17 protein-coding genes are annotated in these 18,867 nt (G+C 64.8%); 9 read left to right on the forward strand and 8 right to left on the reverse strand.

What is annotated here, in order from left to right; translation table 11 throughout:
- Positions 1-4 precede the first annotated feature (4 nt).
- Positions 5-256 (forward strand): GlsB/YeaQ/YmgE family stress response membrane protein, encoded by a 252-nt coding sequence (locus tag MKI88_RS13050; protein ID WP_241631823.1) that lies wholly within the window; start codon positions 5-7, stop codon positions 254-256.
- A gap of 45 nt (positions 257-301) precedes the next feature.
- Here MKI88_RS13050 and MKI88_RS13055 read toward each other — a convergent pair whose 3' ends face one another.
- On the reverse strand, positions 302-2,044 hold the full coding sequence (locus MKI88_RS13055) for a hypothetical protein (protein ID WP_241631824.1): 1,743 nt from the start codon (positions 2,042-2,044) through the stop codon (positions 302-304).
- Positions 2,045-2,784: 740 nt separating this feature from the next.
- On the opposite strand from MKI88_RS13055, the gene MKI88_RS13060 reads away from it, so the two are divergent.
- Complete coding sequence (locus MKI88_RS13060; protein WP_241631825.1) at positions 2,785-4,587, forward strand: ABC transporter ATP-binding protein/permease; 1,803 nt, start codon at positions 2,785-2,787, stop codon at positions 4,585-4,587.
- A 45-nt stretch (positions 4,588-4,632) separates the two neighbouring features.
- Positions 4,633-6,390 carry a DNA helicase RecQ gene (gene recQ, locus MKI88_RS13065; RefSeq protein WP_241631826.1) on the forward strand — a complete coding sequence of 586 codons (1,758 nt, stop codon included), beginning with the start codon at positions 4,633-4,635 and terminating at the stop codon, positions 6,388-6,390.
- Between the two features lie 174 nt (positions 6,391-6,564).
- On the opposite strand, the gene MKI88_RS13070 is transcribed toward recQ, so the two are convergent.
- The 4 genes from MKI88_RS13070 to MKI88_RS13085 form a co-directional block, all read right to left on the reverse strand.
- Positions 6,565-6,768 (reverse strand): hypothetical protein, encoded by a 204-nt coding sequence (locus MKI88_RS13070; RefSeq protein WP_241631827.1) that lies wholly within the window; start codon positions 6,766-6,768, stop codon positions 6,565-6,567.
- A gap of 94 nt (positions 6,769-6,862) precedes the next feature.
- The gene (ppa, locus tag MKI88_RS13075) at positions 6,863-7,390 is read right to left on the reverse strand and encodes an inorganic diphosphatase (RefSeq protein ID WP_241631828.1); all 528 of its coding nucleotides are present in this window, start codon (positions 7,388-7,390) and stop codon (positions 6,863-6,865) included.
- Positions 7,387-9,294 carry a M61 family metallopeptidase gene (locus MKI88_RS13080; protein ID WP_241631841.1) on the reverse strand — a complete coding sequence of 636 codons (1,908 nt, stop codon included), beginning with the start codon at positions 9,292-9,294 and terminating at the stop codon, positions 7,387-7,389. The genes ppa and MKI88_RS13080 overlap by 4 nt, the downstream gene beginning before the upstream one ends.
- 91 nt (positions 9,295-9,385) lie before the next feature.
- Positions 9,386-10,045, reverse strand: coding sequence for a DUF1345 domain-containing protein (locus tag MKI88_RS13085; RefSeq protein ID WP_241631829.1), 660 nt, complete (start codon positions 10,043-10,045; stop codon positions 9,386-9,388).
- A gap of 50 nt (positions 10,046-10,095) precedes the next feature.
- On the opposite strand from MKI88_RS13085, the gene hisS reads away from it, so the two are divergent.
- The 5 genes from hisS (at position 10,096) to MKI88_RS13110 (ending at position 15,901) form a co-directional block, all read left to right on the forward strand.
- Positions 10,096-11,343, forward strand: a complete 1,248-nt coding sequence (hisS, locus tag MKI88_RS13090) for a histidine--tRNA ligase (protein WP_241631830.1) — start codon at positions 10,096-10,098, stop codon at positions 11,341-11,343.
- A complete protein-coding gene (prfA, locus tag MKI88_RS13095; RefSeq protein WP_241631831.1) occupies positions 11,340-12,419 on the forward strand; it encodes a peptide chain release factor 1 in 1,080 nt (359 codons plus the stop codon). Before hisS ends, prfA begins: the two co-directional genes overlap by 4 nt.
- The gene (prmC, locus tag MKI88_RS13100; RefSeq protein ID WP_241631832.1) at positions 12,412-13,227 is read left to right on the forward strand and encodes a peptide chain release factor N(5)-glutamine methyltransferase; all 816 of its coding nucleotides are present in this window, start codon (positions 12,412-12,414) and stop codon (positions 13,225-13,227) included. The genes prfA and prmC overlap by 8 nt, the downstream gene beginning before the upstream one ends.
- A gap of 260 nt (positions 13,228-13,487) precedes the next feature.
- Positions 13,488-14,228 carry a DUF4167 domain-containing protein gene (locus MKI88_RS13105; RefSeq protein ID WP_348636257.1) on the forward strand — a complete coding sequence of 247 codons (741 nt, stop codon included), beginning with the start codon at positions 13,488-13,490 and terminating at the stop codon, positions 14,226-14,228.
- Positions 14,229-14,434: 206 nt separating this feature from the next.
- Positions 14,435-15,901: an OprO/OprP family phosphate-selective porin gene (locus MKI88_RS13110; protein WP_241631834.1), complete on the forward strand. Its 1,467-nt coding sequence runs from the start codon at positions 14,435-14,437 to the stop codon at positions 15,899-15,901.
- A gap of 21 nt (positions 15,902-15,922) precedes the next feature.
- Here the strand turns inward: MKI88_RS13110 and MKI88_RS13115 are convergent, their stop codons facing one another.
- Together MKI88_RS13115 and MKI88_RS13120 are read right to left on the reverse strand one after the other, a co-directional pair.
- A complete protein-coding gene (locus MKI88_RS13115) occupies positions 15,923-16,312 on the reverse strand; it encodes an acyl-CoA thioesterase (RefSeq protein ID WP_241631835.1) in 390 nt (129 codons plus the stop codon).
- On the reverse strand, positions 16,309-16,602 hold the full coding sequence (locus MKI88_RS13120) for a hypothetical protein (protein WP_241631836.1): 294 nt from the start codon (positions 16,600-16,602) through the stop codon (positions 16,309-16,311). Before MKI88_RS13120 ends, MKI88_RS13115 begins: the two co-directional genes overlap by 4 nt.
- Positions 16,603-16,676: 74 nt before the next feature.
- Between MKI88_RS13120 and MKI88_RS13125 the strand changes: the two genes are divergently transcribed.
- Positions 16,677-17,105 (forward strand): CBS domain-containing protein, encoded by a 429-nt coding sequence (locus MKI88_RS13125; protein ID WP_241631837.1) that lies wholly within the window; start codon positions 16,677-16,679, stop codon positions 17,103-17,105.
- A gap of 36 nt (positions 17,106-17,141) precedes the next feature.
- Here the strand turns inward: MKI88_RS13125 and MKI88_RS13130 are convergent, their stop codons facing one another.
- Entirely contained in the window at positions 17,142-18,608 is a 1,467-nt protein-coding gene (locus MKI88_RS13130) for a lipopolysaccharide biosynthesis protein (RefSeq protein WP_241631838.1), read from the reverse strand.
- Positions 18,609-18,867 lie beyond the last annotated feature (259 nt).

An 18,867-nucleotide genomic window follows, 5' to 3' on the forward strand; every position in this document is an offset into this window, starting at 1 on the left:
AGGCATGGAGTGGGCCGTCATCGCTTTGATTGGACTGTTGATAGGAGCGGGCGCCTATGCCGCGATGCCGGGAAAGGTGCGCGGAGGCATCCTTTTGACGATGCTCGTCGGTGCGGTCGCTGCGGTGGTGACGACCTGGATCGGAGCGCAAATCGGCATCGCCACGCAGGGCACGATGATCGCCTATTTCTTTGCGGCGATCGGGACGGGCCTGGTCCTCGCGGTTTGGCGGATGAGCATGGGCGGCGCGGCCTGATCCGACGCGGCGGATCACGTCGTCCATACGGGCCGGCATTCCGAGTCAGTGCGCCTGAGGCCCGGCTGGCTGGGTGACGCCTTGCTGTTCGAAGTAACGGAGCACCTTGGCGCGGAACCTGGGCGAATAGAAATACTGGCTCAATATCGCGTCGGGATCCTCCGACTTTACCTTGCGGACCGCAACGATCCTTTGCCAATGCTGCCGCGCGGCGGCGGGGTCGCCACGCGCGGCCGCCGCGATCACGCTTACCAGTTCATATTGTCCCGACATGCCCTCGCCCGGCGCACGGATCGTCTCGGCAATATGCAGCGCCTCGTCGGTACGCCCCTTCTCTATGAGCGCCAGAAGCTGAGCGACGGTGTAGAAGGGCGGCAATTCGTTATCGAGCGCGCGCGCGCGCTCGAGCAGCGTTTCCGCTTCAGGGTCGTCGCACTGGAACAGCAGGAAACCGAGCAGGCCAAGATTGTCAGGGTCGTATTGATTGAGTGCGATTGCGCGATTGGCGATATCCTTCCCGCGGCCGCATTGACCCGCAATGAAGGCCGCGCGCGCATCTGCGACCTGCGCGTCCGCATTATAGGGATCCGCCGCCACCGCGCGCCGGGCAAGGTCCGCACCGCGCCGATGCGCCTCCGGCGTGCCGCCGCCGATTGCAAAGTCAAATTCCAGGAACGACGCCGCGGCGAGCGCTGACGCATTCAGCGGCTCGCGTTGGAGCGCTTCCGAAACGCAGCTGCGGATGCGCTCCTGCAGCGCGGGGTCGCGATCGCGGAAATAGCGATCATAGTCGAGCAGACACGCATAGGTTGATCGCTCGCCGCTGGGGCGTTTGGCGCGCTGGTCGGTCGCGATCACGCCGAATGGACGGATCAGCGTGGAGACGACGGGGCTCATCAAATCGCCAAGCCCGCTATCGTCGTCGGGAAGCTGCACCGTTTCCGACCAGAGCTGCGCGCCCTGATCGAGATCCCAGAGCGTGAGGAACAAGCGTCGGCCGTTATACCCCGGCCCGGCATTGACCTGGCCGGTCAGACGATAGGTGGGCGGCAGCGACGACTTGCCGACACCGTTCGTTTCCGGCGTCGTTACGCGCACGATCCATGATCGGTGCAAGGCCACGCTGAGCAATGCCTCGACACGCCGTGCGAGCGCTGCGGCATCAGGGCTGCCGACCGAGGATATTCGCCGGATTTCGAGAACTGGGGCGGGCCGCGTGCTTTTGGGTGCGTCCGTGCCCAGCCACCACGTCAGCGCGATGGCGAACGCCAGCAACGCCAGTATCACGATGCCCCACAGCATCCGCACCCGTGTCAGGCCGGAGCGCCACGAGACAGCGGCGGCCGATGCGTCCGCCGGCGCCGCGATTGCAGTCAGAGACGCGGCGCCGTCCGTCGCGTGCGATGGCGACTTCGCAGCGTTATCGCCATCCGCCTGCGTGAAGTGTACGCGATAGCCGCCCGTCCTGATGTGAAGCCTCACGCCATCGCGCGATTGCGCCTGCGCATAATAGCTGTCCAGCATCTTGCGCAGGCGCCCGACCTGAACACGCGGATAGCTGTCGGACTGGGAATCGAAATCGGGATCGCGACCCAGACCGTCAACCGCGACCGCATAGGCCTTCAGCTCGTCGCCTCCGCCCGCTAATGTCGTGCGCACAAGAAAGGCAAGCAGCCGGCGCATGACGGGGGACCGTTCGAACTCGGCGGACTGGAAGATCGCCTCAAGCTCCGCAAGCACGCGCCCATGGCCAATGCCCTCGCTTGATGCTTTGACATCAAGCGTCATGGCTGTTCCCCAAGGCCCGCTGCAGCCACAAAACTCCGATCATTCCTTCATGTAACGGTTACCTGACTTCCCCAATGCCACGTTACATGGGGATCCTTATCACGCGTTACAGGACGTGCCGAACGGAATCGCAACCATATTAAACAATGTCCCGCGCCTCCGACATCGTTGTCGGAAACCGTCCCGCACCTCCATCGTTCGATATATGACATATTATACTGGAATGGCGCTGATTTTTGGCGAAATGTCGGGGGTGGCAATGATCATCGCAAGACCGCCGCGCAGTGCGTCTGCTGGCATGTAACGCGTGGTGGCGAAGGTGCTCGTTGCCCCAATCGGCCGCCCCCTGCACGCGCTTTTGCGCCCGCGTAACGCTTTGAGACGGTCTGAAACTCCCGGCACATGGCGCCATGTGAAAAAACCGTGGTCGGTCGAAGGGCGTATTTTCTTCGGTCCGGTATCGAACTCCCGCGCGTCAGCGGTCGCAGACGTTTCTGGTCACGTCTGCATCCCAGCGGGTGGGTCGCGATGCTGATGCGCGTGGTTTCGCGAACTGCAATGCCAAGCCCGATCCCCACAGGGCGATGTGCAGTGAGTGGCCGCGATCGTACCTGAGCCGGCGGTGGCAATCCCCACATTTTTCCGCTGCCGGTTCAGGAGATCGCCTTCTTTTTCCTGCATGCCATGATGGCTGGTTGTAGCGCGTTGGCGTTTCGCGCCCGGGCCACTAGATTGGCACCATGCCTCCGATTGCAGACAGTACGCTTCCCACCACCGGCTTCGCGCCGCTGAGACGCTTCCTTCCCTATCTCTGGCCCCAGCATGACAATGCGCTGAGGATACGCGTCGTCGTGGCGCTGGCGCTCGTGCTCGTCGCCAAGGGCGCGACGCTCGCCATGCCCTTCGCCTACAAGGCCGCGGTCGACCGGATGACCCCGGGGATGGAGCCTGCGGTCGCGCTCGCGGTCGCGCTCGTCGTCGCCTATGCCGCCGCGCGCTTCGGCGGCGTGCTGTTCGACAATCTGCGCAACGCGATCTTCGAACGCGTCGGCCAGGATGCGACGCGGCGCCTGTCGACCAACGTCTTCGAGCATCTCCACGGCCTGTCGCTGCGCTTCCATCTCGAACGCCGCACCGGGGCGGTGACCAAGGTCGTCGAGCGCGGGACCAAGAGCATCGACGTGATGCTCTATTTCCTGCTCTTCAACATCGCGCCGACGGTGATCGAACTGGCGGCGGTCGCGGTGATCTTTCAGGTCAAGTTCGGCTTCGGGCTCGTCGCGGCGACCTTGCTGATGGTGGTCGCCTATATCTGGTTCACGCGCGCGGTGACCGACTGGCGCGCCAAGCTGCGCGAGCAGATGAACGACCTCGACACCGGTGCGGTCGCGCGCGCGGTGGACTCGCTGCTCAACTACGAGACCGTCAAATATTTCAACGCCGAGGCGCTCGAAGCGCAGCGCTATGGCCGCGCGGTGCAGGCCTATGCCAATGCTGCGGTCAAGAACGAGAGTTCGCTCGCGATCCTCAATGTCGGCCAGTCGCTGATCACCAACCTGATGATGGCGGGCGCGATGGCCTATACCGTCTGGGGGTGGAGCACGGGACGCTTCACCACGGGCGATGTCGTGCTCGTCAACACGCTGCTCGCGCAGCTCTTCCGGCCGCTGGATCTGCTCGGCATGGTCTATCGCACCGTGCGGCAGGGGCTGATCGACATGGATGCGATGTTCTCGCTGGTCGACACCGCCGCCGAGGTCACCGATGCGCCCGGCGCGACCGTGCTGGTCGTTCCCGAGGGACGCCTCGCCTTCGACAATGTCAGTTTCGCCTATGATCCCGAGCGCCCGATCCTGAAAGGAGTGAGCTTCGAGATCGCGCCCGGCGGTACGCTCGCGGTGGTCGGCCCCTCGGGTGCGGGCAAGTCGACGCTCGCGCGCCTGATCTTCCGTTTCTACGATGTCACGGGTGGGCGTATCCTGATCGACGGGCAGGATATCGCGAAAGTCACGCAGACCTCGCTGCGTGGCGCGATCGGCATCGTCCCGCAGGACACCGTGCTGTTCAACGACACGATCGGCTACAATATCGGCTATGGCCGTCAGGGCGCCACGCAGCCCGAGATCGAGGCGGCGGCGAAGGGCGCCTCGATCGCGCATTTCATCGAAAGCCTGCCCGACGGCTATGACGCAAAGGTCGGCGAGCGCGGCCTGAAGCTCTCGGGTGGCGAAAAGCAGCGCGTCGCGATCGCGCGCACCTTGCTCAAGAACCCGCCCATTCTGATCCTCGACGAGGCGACCAGCGCGCTCGACAGCCGTACCGAGGCCGAGATCCAGTCGACCCTGAGCACGGTTGCGGCGAAGCGCACGACGATCGTCATCGCGCACCGGCTGTCGACCGTGGTCGATGCCGACGAGATCGTCGTGCTCGAAGCCGGCCGCGTCGTCGAGCGCGGCACGCATCGCGCACTGCTCCGCAAGAAGGGGCTCTACGCCGAGATGTGGACGCGGCAGGCTTCCGAGCGCGAGATGGAGGAGGCCTGAGCGAAAGGGCTTCGACAAGCCCGGCCCAGGGGCTATGGGATCGCGATGAATTCCCCCGAAGCCATACTTCACCAGACCTTCGGCTTTCCCGCGTTTCGCGGCGTGCAGCGTCAGGTGGTCGATCGCGTGCTCGGCGGCGCGCGGACGCTCGCGGTGATGCCGACGGGGGCGGGCAAGTCGCTGTGCTACCAGTTGCCCGCGCTTGCGCTCGAGGGGACGTGCATCGTCGTCTCGCCGCTGATCGCGCTGATGCATGACCAGTTGCGCGCGGCGACCGCGGTGGGGATCCGCGCGGCGACGCTGACCTCGGTCGATGACAATCGCGCCGAGACGCTCGCGCGATTCCGGAACGGCGAGCTCGACCTGCTCTATGTCGCGCCCGAGCGCGCCTCGGGGGAGGGGTTTCGCAGCCTGCTGCGCCAGTCGAGGATCGCGCTGTTCGCGATCGACGAGGCGCATTGCGTCTCCGAATGGGGACATGACTTCCGCCCCGACTACCGGCTGCTCCGGCCGATGCTCGACGATTTTCCGGAGGTGCCGCGGCTCGCGCTGACCGCCACCGCCGATGCGCACACGCGCGCTGACATCCTCGTCCAGCTCGGCATTCCCGAGGACGGGCTGATCGTCGCGGGCTTCGACCGCGAGAATATCCGCTATGCGATGACGCCGCGGCAGGGGCTGCGCCAGCAGCTCGCCGCGATTGTGGCGGCCGAGCCGGGCCCGGGGATCGTCTATGCGCCGACGCGCAGCGGAACCGAGCGGATCGCCGAGATGCTGGGCGGCACCGGACGGCCCGTGCGCATCTATCATGCCGGGCTGTCGGCGCAGGAACGCGCGCGCAACCAGCATGATTTCGTGGCCTCCGAAGATATGGTGATGGTCGCGACGATCGCCTTCGGCATGGGGATCGACAAGCCCGATGTCCGCTTCGTCGCGCACGCCGCGATGCCCAAATCGATCGAGGCCTATTATCAGGAGACGGGTCGTGCGGGGCGCGACGGCGAGCCCGCGCAGGCGCACCTTTTCTGGGGCGCCGAGGATTTCGTGCGCCAGCGCCAGCGCATCGACGAGATGGAGCCCGAGCGCCAGCCCGGCGAGCGCACGCGGCTCGCGGCACTTGGCGCATTGGTCGAGACCGCGGGGTGCCGTCGCCACATATTGCTCCGCCATTTCGGCGAGCAGCCCCCCGAACGCTGCGGCAATTGCGACCATTGCCTGACGCCCCCCAATGCGATCGACGCCACCGAGACCGCGCGCAAGTTCCTCTCGGCGGTCTATCGCACGGGGCAGAGCTTCGGCGCCGGGCATATCGAGGCGGTGCTGACGGGCCAGTCGAACGACAAGGTGCGCCAGCGCGGACATGACGCGCTTTCGGTCTTCGGCATCGTCGACGGCGAGGAGGTGGCGCTGATCAAGCCCGTCTCGCGCGCGCTCCTCGTCCGTGATGCGCTCAGGACCAACGAGCATGGCGGGCTTGAGCTTGGCCCGGAGGCGCGCTCGGTGCTCAAGGGCGACGCATCGGTGCGGCTGGTGCTGCCGCCGCGGCGCGAACGGCGCAAGCGCTATGCGGAGGCCAATCCCGTGGGCGATCCATTGTTCGAGGCGCTGCGCACGAAGCGTCGCGAGCTCGCGCAGGAGGCGGATGTGCCGCCCTATGTGATCTTCCACGATTCGACCCTGCGCGAGATCGCGCAGGTCCGCCCGCGCAATCTTGACGAGATGGCGGGCATCTCGGGCATCGGGCTCCGCAAGCTCGAGGCCTATGGCGAGGCTTTTGTCGAGGTGGTGCTCGAGGCGGGGTAAGGCGTTCGTACATCGCGCAATAAATCGGCATCACATGTCCGCTCATCCTGAGGAGGGGCTGAGCGAAGGCGAAGACCCGTCTCGAAGGACTGGCTCGGTGCGTCCTTCGAGACGCCGTTTCGCCGGCCTCAACGGCTCCTCAGGATGAGCGGACCTGCTCAGGCGCGTGATGCCCTACCCCCCGATCAGGTCGAGATAGGCGACCACGTCATTGTCGGTCGCGATGAACAGCCCGTCCTGCACCTCGGCCGGCTGCCGCGCGGCGATGTCGAGCGCTTCGGACAAGGGGCCGTAGAACAGTGTCGTCGCGGCACCGCCCTCTGCCTCGGCGTCGAGATGATAGAGCCGGACGGATATGCTGTCGGAGACGGTTCGCATGGACGGGGACTCAAGACGAAAAATCCCGCGCCGGCAAGCCGGGCCGTTCAGGCTTCCGGCCCGCCAGCGCGGGATTTTTGAAACGGCTGTAGCTTTACGCCTTGGCGCGCTCGATGGCCTCGATCAGCACCTTGCGCGCGTCGTCCGCATTGCCCCAGGTGCCGACGCGGACCCACTTTTCGGACTCGAGGTCCTTATAGTGGGTGAAGAAATGTTCGATCTGCGCCATCACGATCGAGGGCAGGTCGTCCTTCTCGCCGACATCGGTGTAATAGGGGAAGGTCTTGTCTACGGGGACGGTCAGCAGCTTTTCGTCGCCGCCCGCCTCGTCTTCCAGATACAGCACCGCGATCGGACGGACCTTCACCACCGAACCGGGGATGAAGGGCGAGCGCGCGACGACGAGTGCGTCGAGCGGGTCGCCGTCGGGCGACAATGTGTGCGGGATGAAGCCGTAGTTCGCGGGATAGCGCATCGGCGTGTGCAGGATGCGATCGACGAACAGCGCGCCCGACTTCTTGTCGAACTCGTATTTCACGGGTTCGCCGCCGACGGGCACTTCGATGATGACGTTGATGCTCTCGGGCGGGTTGTCCCCGACCGGGATAAGGTCGATATTCAAGGTTTAGGCTCCAGAAGACGGTCGAGAGTCGCCGCGCCGTTACCCGCTTTTTCGAGCCTTGGATAGCGCAGACCGCCCGAATACGCGATTTCGACATCGCGATAGCGATCACCCGACTGGATCAGGAGCCGAACCGGCGTCTTGCCGCTCCTGGCGGCGGTGATCGCTTCCTTGATCCGGTCGTCGGAATAGGCATTGCCCGCGACCGCGACGATCTTGTCGCTGACGCGCAGTCCCGCGTTGAAGGCGGGTCCGTCCCACATCACCTGGCTCACCTCGCCGCTGTTCTTGACGGTGAGCCCCAATGAGAAGCTCAGGTCGCTGTTCTTGGCGCGGCGCTCGCCATCGGTGATGAAGCTGCTCGGTTCCTCGGTATAGACGAGGCGATAGCCGGCATCGGTCAGTCCCTTGAGCGGGGCGCCCCCCGCGTTCTCGGTCACGCGCTGCGTGAGGAAGCTCGTCCAGTCATATGCGACGACGCCGTTCAGCGCAGCGGCGACAGCGTTGAAGTCATAGGTGCTGACACCCCAGTCGCCGTCGCGGCCGCCGAAGAAGCTGCGCGCGAAATCGTCGATCGACTTGCTGCCGCCCGAAAGCCTGCGGATGATCGTGTCCGCCTCGAGCCAGACGAGCATGCCGCCATTGTAATAGTCTTCCGAACGCTGCCAGCTCGTCCAGCCCTTGGGTTTGCGCGGGGTGATGACGGGATCGTTCGTCGTGTCGCCCAGCGGGCGCCATTGCAGCCCTGCGCGATTGTCGAGTGTGGCGGCGATTGCGGCGAGCGCGTCGAGCGTTTCCTGTTTCGAGAACAGCCCCGAGCGCGCGCCGAGCACATAGCCCCAGAACTGCGTCTGCCCCTCATAGACCCAGAGCAGGTCGTTGTTCATCGGTGTGCGGAAATCGGGCGTCCAGTTGCCCGCGGGGCGGCGATGCTTGCCGTTCCAGCTATGCGTCAGCTCGTGCGGCAGCAGGTTGCGGCGACCGGGGCCCTTGTCCCATTCGGTGAAATATTCGGGGTTCACGCCGTTTTCGGACGAACGGTGATGTTCGAGCCCGATTCCGCCCATTTCGTCGGTGAGCGCGAGCAGGAACTCATATTTGTCATAGTGCTGGACGCCGAACAGCTTGACCGCCTGCTCGACGAGGCGGCGGTGTGCCGCGATATGCTCGGGCTTTGCGGCGAGATATTTCGCCTCGTCGGCAACGATGTTGAGCCGGACGCGATCCGTGAGCTGTTCCTGTCGGAAATGCCTGCCGGCGAAGACGGGCGAATCGATCAGCGTTTCATAGTCGGTCGCCTGATAGCTGTAGGTCGAGCCATTCGCGGTTGCGGGCAGGCCGGATGCCGCCTTCCAGCCATCGGGATATTTCACGGTCGCCTTCACGGGGATACGCCGTGTGAAATAGCCCGCAGGGTAGAGCGAGACCTGCTCGAACTGCAGGTTCATCATTGCGGGCGTGATGACGATGCGCCCCTGGTCCTCATCGGTCGCGGAGACGAAGTCGAAGCTGAGGTCGAGCCGCGCAGCGCCTGCTGGCACGTCGATATGGAAGGCATAGACGTCCAGATTGTCGCGCCGCCAGGGGAGCAGCTTGCCGCCCGCCATGACCTTGAGGCCCGCGAGCTTTTCGACCTCGCCGCGCGGCGCGTGCTTGCCGGGCAGCCATTTGGAAAAGAGCAGCGTCATCGGCCCCGGCTTTGCGACGGGGATCGTCTGCTTCACGCGGTAGATGGCGCGCTGGACATCGGTCGCGTCGATGTCGAGCGTCATCGTTCCCGGATAGGGCGCATCCACGGGCGCTGCGATCGTGTCGGTCAGCGGCGCGGGCTGTGACAGGCTGTTCTGGGCGAAGGCGGATGTGGAGGCGAGCAGCAGCGGCAGGGCAATCAGGCGTGCGAACATCAAGCGGAAGGTCCCTTTGGAGAATGCGACAGTGTCTCATCTTTCTTGGGCGATCGGCGCGCCGGGGTCCACCCCTTGCGCGTCGAATGGTTCAGACGCCGCCCAGAGTGTTTATGACGAACGCCAATATGCCGATATTGAAGACGAACGCCGCCATGCTGTGGAGCAGGACGATCCGGCGCATATGCCCGTCGGCGATCGTGACGTCGGATGTCTGGAAGGTCATCCCGAGCGTGAAGCTGAAATAGAAAAAATCCCAATAGTCGGGGGTGTCGTCTCCCGGAAATTCGAGCCCGCCGCGATCATCCCCCGATTCGGGCAGGTAATAGAGATGCGCATAGTGGAGCGCGAAGACGGTATTGGCGAAAAGCCAGGCGGCCGCCAGCGACACGATCACCAGCAGCGTCGCCACAAGGCCGGGTGCTTCGGGCGGGCGCAGCAAGGATGCGATGGTCACCAGGATCGCAACCGCGACGACGACGGTGATGACGAGCATCAGCAGTCGGTTCGCGTCGTTCGCCGCGGCGTGACTGCGAATCATGTCGGCGTCGCCCCGCCTCAGCAGCGTCGCGGCCGCGATGAGGAAGCACAGCGCCGCGCAGTCGAACGCCGCAAGCAGCGCCAGCCGCCATGCGGACGGAGCAAACAGGTCAAGTGTGATCGGGGTCGCCAAAGCCAGTACGACGAGGAACAGCAGGAAGCGCGGCGGCGCTATCCGATTGCCCACACCCCTGCGTTCCGGCTGCGTCATGATGCGGACGCTAGCGATTTTGAAAACTCTCTACTAGAGAGCGCAGCATTATGGCTGGACAGACCCCAAATCGCATCCGTGGAACGCAGGACATGCTGGGTGAGGCGCAGCGCGCCTTCCAGCATGTGATCGATACGTTCGATCGTGTGCGCGGGCTCTATGGCTTCCAGCGCGTAGAGATTCCGATCTTCGAGGCGACCGCGGTGTTCGCGCGTTCGATCGGCGAGACCACCGATGTCGTCTCCAAGGAGATGTACACCTTTCCCGACCGCGGCGGGGATTCGCTGACGCTGCGCCCCGAATTCACCGCGGGCATCTGCCGCGCCTATCTGACCGAGGGCTGGCAGCAATTCGCGCCGATCAAGCTCGCGGCGTCGGGGCCCGTGTTCCGCTACGAACGCCCGCAAAAAGGGCGCTATCGCCAGTTCCACCAGATCGACGCCGAGATCATCGGCGCCGCCGAGCCGCAGGCCGATGTCGAGCTGCTCGTTCTTGCCGACCAGTTGCTGCGCGAACTCGGAATTTCAGACGAGGTGACGCTGCAGCTCAACACGCTGGGCGATGCGCCGACGCGCGATGCATGGCGGACCGCGCTGGTCGCGCATTTCGAGAAGTATCGCGGCGAACTGTCCGAGGACAGCCTCGACCGGCTGACACGCAATCCGCTGCGCATCCTCGACAGCAAGGATCCGCGCGATCGCCCGATCGCCGACAGCGCGCCGGGGATCGACCAGTTCCTTACGCAAGAGGCCGCGGCTTTCTTTGCGCAGGTGACTTCGGGGCTTGATGCTGCCGGGGTGAAATGGACGCGCAACGAGACGCTGGTGCGCGGGCTCGATTATTATCGCCACACCGCCTTCGAGTTCGTGACCGACCGGCTGGGGGCGCAGGGCACTGTGCTCGCGGGCGGGCGCTATGACGGATTGATCGGCTCGCTCGGTGGTCCCGAGACGCCGGGCGTGGGCTGGGCCGCGGGGATCGAACGGCTGGCGATGCTCGCGGGCGCGCCGCAGGGCGAGGGGCCGCAGGTCGCGTTGATCCCGATGGGCGCTGCAGCCGAAGCCGCAGCACAGGGCATCGTCGCGACGCTGCGCCGCGCGGGCGTATCGGCGGACATGGCGTATCGCGGCAACATGAAGAAGCGGATGCAGAAGGCGAATGCCGCGGGCGCACGGTTTGCCGTGATCCTGGGGGACGACGAACTCGCCAAGGGCGTTGCTGCGGTGAAGGACCTTGGCTCGGGCGCGCAATCCGAAGTGTCGCTCGACACGCTGGTGGAAGCGGTTCGCGCGGCATGATCTCGATCTCGGCGGACCGCATCGCCGCGATTGAGGCGCGGCGCGACGAGCTTCAGGCGATGATGACGCGCAGCGATCTCGCGCCCGAACATTTCGTCGCTCTGTCCAAGGAATATGCGGAGATCGAGCCGGTCGCCGTTGCCGCGGGCGAGGTCCGCCGGTTGCGTGCCGAGCTCGATGTCCTTTCGGGACTCGTCTCCGACAGCGGGGCCGAGCCGGAAATCCGCGAAATGGCGGTCGAGGAAGTCGCGACGATCCGCGACAAGCTCCCCCAGGCCGAGCGCGACCTCGCGATCCGGCTGCTGCCCAAGGACGCCGCTGACGACAAGCCCGCGATGCTCGAGATCCGCGCAGGCACTGGCGGCGACGAGGCGGCGCTTTTCGCGGGCGACCTGTTCCGCATGTATTCGCGCTATGCCGAAGGGCAGGGCTGGCGTGTCGAGCTGATGTCGGCGAGCCCGTCGGACGTTGGCGGCTACAAGGAGGTCATCGCCAGCCTGACCGGACAGGGCGTGTTCGCCAAACTCAAGTTCGAAAGCGGGGTGCACCGTGTGCAACGCGTGCCCGTCACCGAAAGCGGCGGACGCATCCACACCTCGGCCGCGACGGTGGCGGTGCTGCCCGAGCCCGAGGAAGTCGACGTCCATATCGACGAGAAGGATCTGCGCATCGACGTCTTCCGTTCGTCGGGTGCGGGCGGCCAGCACGTCAACACCACCGACAGCGCGGTGCGCATCACGCACCTGCCCACGGGGATCGTCGTCAGCCAGCAGGACGAGAAATCGCAACACAAGAACAAGGCCAAGGCGATGAAGGTGCTGCGCGCACGGCTCTATGAAGCCGAGCGCGAGCGCGTCGCCAGCGCGCATGCGGGCGCGCGCAAGTCGATGGTCGGATCGGGCGACCGTTCGGAGCGGATCCGGACCTATAATTTTCCGCAAGGTCGCGTGACCGATCACCGCATCAACATGACGCTCCACCGACTGCCCGAAATTCTCGAGGGCCAGCTCGACGAACTCGTCTCCGCGCTGGTTGCCGAGGACGAGGCCGAGCGGCTGGCGAATCTGGATGGATAAGGCGCTCCGCGAGGCCGCGCGGCGGCTTGGCGGGGCAAGCGATACGCCGCGGCTCGATGCCGAGCTGCTGATGGCGCACGCGCTGGGCGTCCGCCGCGAGGACGTGTTGCTGGGGCGGGCGGGTTCCGCCGTGCCTGAAGAATTCGCGGCGCTGCTCGAGCGCCGGCTTTCGGGCGAGCCGCTGGCCTATATCACCGGTACGCGCGATTTCTGGACGATTACGCTGCATGTTGCGCCGGGCGTGCTGATTCCGCGCCCCGACAGCGAGACACTGATCGAGGCGGCGCTGGCGCATTTTGGTGCGACCGGGCCGAAAACCGTGCTCGACCTCGGCACCGGCCCGGGCACGTTGCTGCTTGCGGCGCTGGACCAATGGCCCGAAGCGACAGGCTTGGGCATCGACGCTTCAGGGACGGCGCTCGATATCGCACGGGCGAACGCGGCACGACTGGGCCTTGGAGCGCGCGCCGCCTTCGCGTCGGGCGATTGGGCGGCCGGGCTGTCCGGACCCTATGATCTTGTCCTGTGCAACCCGCCCTATATCGCCGAAAACGAACAGATCGGGGCCGATGTCAGGGCATTCGAGCCGCATGAAGCACTATTTGCGGGCTCCGACGGGCTTTCTGATTATAGGAAATTGGCGATCCAGATTCCCCCGCTCATCGCGCAGGGAGGGCTTGCAGCGATCGAGATCGGCGCCACGCAACGTACGGATGTCGAAGCGCTTTTTGCCGATAGCGGATGCGCCATATCGTGTCGGTCGGATCTGGCCGGTCGCGATCGCGCGATCGTACTTTCGCGGGCCTGACGCTTTTTCGCACATTTCCCCTTGGCGAGCGTCGGGCGGCTCGCTAGATAGGTCTCAGGGACGGGCAAATCGACAGCGTAGCTCTGAATTTGCCGTTACCTGCCCCCAAAGTCATGACGTCGCTGAAGTCCGGTGGCTCAGGCAAAAGGCACGGCGCGCTCGCCTGACAGGCGTGCGCGGCAAGGCCGGACAGGGGCTGACAACCGTTTTAACGGGAGCGTTGTCTAGGTTTTACGCTAGTCAAGGACACACACAGCTTGATGAACAATCGTCAGTCCGGCCGCCGGCGCGGCCGCGGCGGCCAGCGGCCACAATCCGGCCAGGGTCGGCCCGATCAGGGCAATCGCATAGATAACCGTGCACGTGGCAACGCGGCGCAGCTTCATGAGAAGTACAAGAATCTTGCGCGCGACGCACAGACCCAGGGTGACCGGGTCATGGCGGAATATTATTTCCAGTTCGCGGACCATTATTTCCGCGTACTTAACGAAGGCCGCGCGCGCTTCGAGGAAAATCGGCGCCAGCGCGACGACATCCAGGACGACGAGGATCTTGGTGACGATATCCGCGCCGATGACGCGCAGGACGAAACCACCGGCGATCAGGTCGATCAGGACGATCAGGACGATTACCGTCGCCAGCGCCGCGATCGCAATCGCGACCGTGCGCCGCGGCGCGAGGTGCGCGAATATGCTGCCGATCAGCGCGCCGATGAAGACGATGCGCGCGGCAATGTCTCCGAGGCCCCCGAGGCAACCGAGGCAACCGAGGCGCAGGCCCCTCAGCCTGCGTCGCGCGCGCGCGCTGGCTTGCGGCCTCGTCGCAATGCCAAGGCCGACACCAATGGCCATGCGGTCGATGCCACTGCCGAGCTGAGCCTTGGCGTGGATCGACTCCCGCCCGCCCTTTCGCCGGCGGCCGAGGAACAGGCGCCCGCGCCTAAGCCGCGCACGCGGCGTCCGCGTAAATCAGCCGAAGCCGAGGCTTCGGTCGAGGGTTGACCGGTCGGGGCTTCCCGGCCCCATCGTCAGATGAACGACATGAAGGGGTGGTACCGTTCGCGGTGCCACCCCTTCTTGCGTAGGACATGTTCTATAATGTCATGGAACAGTCATCATTGCGTCTCATGACTGTCATCAAATGGTCCTAGCGGCGTCACCATCAGCGGACGGGGGCGTCCTGCGAATACGATAGAGAGATACGGCCGATGAAGACTCTGAACCTGGCGGGCCTGCTCGCCGCGACCGCGCTGACCGCACCCGTTCAGGCTCAAACCGCGCCCAGCGCCGCCGATATCCAGGCGCTGAAGGCGCAGATCGACGCGCTGCAGGCCAAGGTCAGCGAACTCGAGGCCCAGATGCAGGCCAGCAAGGCTGCCGAGGCGACCGCAAGCGCAGCGCCGGCGGCTCCCGCTCCCGCTCCCGCGCAGACCGCGGTCGCGTCGGCCCCCAGCTGGAAGGGCGCACCGCAGTTCGAGGACAAGGCCAAGGGCTTCAGTTTCAAGCCGACGGGCTTTTTTCAGTTTGACACGGGCTATGTCGGCAATCCCGATGATGCGATCGTGACCGCCAATCTGGGGGGATGGCGCACGCGCGCACGGCGGATCGTGCTCGGCGCGCAGGGCAACCTGCCCGGCGGCTTCGGCTACAAGGCCGAGTTCAACTTCGCCAATGGCGAGGTCGGCTATGAAGACGTCATCCTGACCTGGCAGAAGGACGGATCACCGCTGCTGGTTACGGTCGGCAACGCCTTCCCGCTCGCCGGCCTCGATGCGGTCACCAGCTCGAAGCTGGGTTCCGTGATCGAGCGCGATCAGTCGACCGACGCCTTCGGTTTCGGTCGCCGCATCGGCGCCTCGGTCGGACTGATCGATCCCAAGGACCGCTACACGGTGACCGCGGGCATCTATCAGGGACCGATCAGCAACAGTTTTTCGGACAATCAGTGGCAGGCGAGCGTGCGCGGCACCTGGTCGCCCAGGATCGGGGACACTGGCCGGTTGCACCTCGGCGCGAGCTTCCAGCATCGCGAGACGCAGACCCAGGTGCCGCAAAATCGCTATCGCGCGCGTCCCTTCACACAGATCACCGATGTGCGCTTCGTCGATACCGGCGTGCTCAACGTCAATGGCGATGATGTGCTCGGGGTCGAACTGGGGGGCATTTTCGGCCCCTTCCACTTCGCGGGCGAGGCGCACAAGCTCTGGGTCGACGGCTATCGCCGCAGCATCGGCAGCGACGTTGCGGGCATCATACTCGAAAACGCGCCCGACTTCTTCTCGGGTTATGCGGAGATCGGCTGGTACGTGACGGGCGAGACGCGTGGCTACAAGGGCGGCAAATGGGATCGCACCAAGGTACTCAATCCCGTCGACAAGGGGGGAATCGGTGCAATCCAGCTCAACGCCCGGCTCGACTATCTCGATCTCACCGATCGCTTCAGCTCGGACCTCGTCCCGACGCCCATCCTGATCAACGGCGGTCAGCAGACCGGCTATCAACTGAGCGCGATCTGGAACCCCGTCGAATATCTCCGCTTCCTGCTGCAATATTCGCATATCGAGGTTGAAGGCGGCCCCTATGCGGCGACGGTGGTCCCGGATTCGACGAGGCCGCTCGATCAGCGCCGCTATGACACCGATTCGGTTGCGCTGCGCGCGCAGATCGAATTCTGACGGGGGCCGGGGACTGCCGGCTCAGGCGCTGCCGGGCAGCGGCCGTGGCCGGTGATTCTCGTCGAGCGCGACGAAGGTGTAGACCGCTTCGGTCACCTTGACCTCGGTCTCGCCGCGGTCGCGCGACGCGATCACCTCGATCTTGATGGCAAGGCTGGTGCGGCCGCGCCGCACGACATGGGCGTAGATCGAAATCAGGTCGCGCACGAGAATGGGCGCGATGAATTCCATCGTCTCGATCGCGACGGTGGCGACCGCGCCTTCTGCCTCGCGCGATGCGACGATGCCCCCGGCGATATCCATCTGCGAGAGGATCCAGCCGCCGAAGATATGGCCGTTTGAGTTGATGTCGGTGGGGCCGGGGACCACGCGCAAAATAGGGTCGTGCGGGGTGCTGCCGATCTGGCTCATTCGTCGTCGTCCTTTGAAAAGTCCTGGATTCGCTCGTCATGACCGGTTCCCGAACTCAGGAACACCAGCCCCATCAGCGCGGTGCCCAGCAGCACCGAAAGCCCGACACCCAGAGCGGTCGCTATCGTCATGTGAATCGAAAGCGGCCCATAGCTCCAGCGCAGGAAGAGCAGCGCGCCGCCGACCGCGGCCAGAGACGCCAGCGTCATCCAGCCCATCAGCCGTCGATAGCGCCGCCAGGCGAAACGCGCATATTCAGGGTCCGACAGGTCGGGGCTATCGTCAGTCATGCCCTTTCCTTTGTGGCCAAGTCATGGGAACATCAAGGCTCCAGGGCATAAAAGGGCAAGGGAGAGTCGCAACCATGACGATCCAGGCGATACTTGAGCGTAACCCCCACCCGATCATCTCGATCACCGGCAAGACCAGCGTTGCCGAAGCGGTGTCGCTTCTGGCCGCGAAACGGATCGGCGCGCTGCCGGTCGTCGAGGGCGACGCGGTCCTCGGCATCTTTTCCGAACGTGACGTGATCTACAGCCTGGAGCGTGAAGGCGCGGCCGCGCTCGATCGCCCCGTCGCCGAGGTGATGACCGCGCCGGCGGTGACGAGCGAACCCGAAACCACCGCGCTGGGCGCGCTGTCCTTGATGACACAGCGGCGCATCCGTCACCTGCCGGTGATCGAGGGTGGCCGCATGGTGGGCTTCATCTCGATTGGCGATCTCGTCAAATATCGGATCGACAAGATCGAGGCCGAGGCCAATGCGATGCTCGAATATATCCAGAGCGTCTAGACCCTGATCGTTTCGCGCCGACTCGGGCTGTTACGATCAATGGGCGGTCGCGGGTTGCCGCCGGATGACGAGCCGCAGAAGCTCGTCCAGCGTCGTGCGGGCGAACAGGTACAGCAGCGCTGCATAGGAGACGCCTCCCACCGCCATGAGCACAAGCAGATGTGGCAAGGGCGGCAGCGCCGGAAGCAAGGAATCGCCCGCCCGGACGATCAGCGCCATGGCTCCAGCGGCAAGCAGCCCGGGGGCAAGCGCATCGCCAAGATCACGCCACCGCGCTCCGATCACGGGAAGCGCCACGACGCAGGCCGCAAGCGTGGTGACCGGAAAACCGATAAGCCAGGCCCATGCGAGCCCTGCAGCCCCGAAGCGCGCGCCGATCAGGAACGCTGCGACCATGACGATCGCACCGATGATCGATATCCGCGCGGTCAGTCCCGGCTGCCCCTTGGCATTGAGCGCGGGGGCGAGGAGGACGTGCAGCGTCATGAAGGGCATGGCGAAGGCCAGGATGCGGACGAGGGGCACGATCTCTGCCCATTTATGCCCGAACAGCACGAGCACCGCGGGCTCCGCGCTGACGGCGAGCCCAAAATAGATCGGAAGCGCCGCGAGCATGATGATCCTGATCGCCTTGAGGAACGACCACGCGAAGCCCGCATCGTCATTCTGCAACCGCGAATAGGCGGGAAAGGCCACCTCGTTGAGCGGCGGCACGAACTTGTTGACGAAGATCTGCGTCAGGAAGAGCGCCTCCGCATAGAGGCCGAGCGCATGCGGATCGAGCATCCGCCCGCCAATGACGATGTCGGCCTGGTTCTGGATCGTCCAGAACAGGTTGGAAACGAGAAGCGCGCCGCCAAATCCGAACATCGCGCCCGCACCTCGAAAGTCGAAGCTCGGGCGTACGAGCACGCGTGAGGCCAGCGTCAGGCAGATTGCGCGTGTGTAAAAGAGCGCGATCGGCGCGAAGACCAATGTCCACACGCCCATCCCCGCGAGCGCGCAGCCGAGCGCGGCGAGTGCGCCCGCGAGCGCGGCGGCGAGATTCGCCTTGGCCTGGTTGCGAAAGTCGAGCGCGCGGCTGAGCAGCGCGTCGGGCAGCGCGATAAAGGGCGTCGCCAGATAGAGCAGCGCCTGAACGCGCAGCAGCGATGCGATTTCGGGTTGCCGGTAATAGGCCGCGACCAGCGCCGCGGTGACGAGCTGGAGAATCGCGAGAGCGCCGTTGAGCAGAATCAGCATGCCAAAGGCCTGCCTGATTCGATTCTGGTCCAGCGATTCGGCCTGGATCAGCGCGCTCGCGAATCCATAGCCATTGAGGAAGTTGAACAGCACGAGGACGACCTGAGTCATCGCGAAAAGCCCGTAATCCTGCGGGTTCAGGATGCGAATGACCGCGAGCGTCGAGCCCCACATGACGATCTGCGCAACGATCTGGCTTCCCGATCGCCAGAACACCGCACGCCGTACGCGGCTCGAAAGGGCTTCATCGCTGTCACTCAAACTTCATACTCCCGATGCGCGTTCCATAGCCCCAAACCCGTGTATTTCCGCGGAAAACTCCGGGGTCCGCAATTGGCGTTACCCCCTTTTGAAACAAAATTGCAAAAAGGCGGTTGACGCTCCAGCGACCCCTCCATATATGCCCTCTCACCGCGGCGCTGAGCCACTTCGGCCGGCGCGGTGGTCGCAAAAAACTAGGATGCGCGGTTTCCCCGTAAGAGGGGATGATCGAGCGTCCCTGTTTTTGGCTCTTTGACAT

It is taken from the genome of Sphingomonas sp. LaA6.9, from assembly GCF_022601895.1.
Classification (GTDB): domain Bacteria; phylum Pseudomonadota; class Alphaproteobacteria; order Sphingomonadales; family Sphingomonadaceae; genus Sphingobium_A.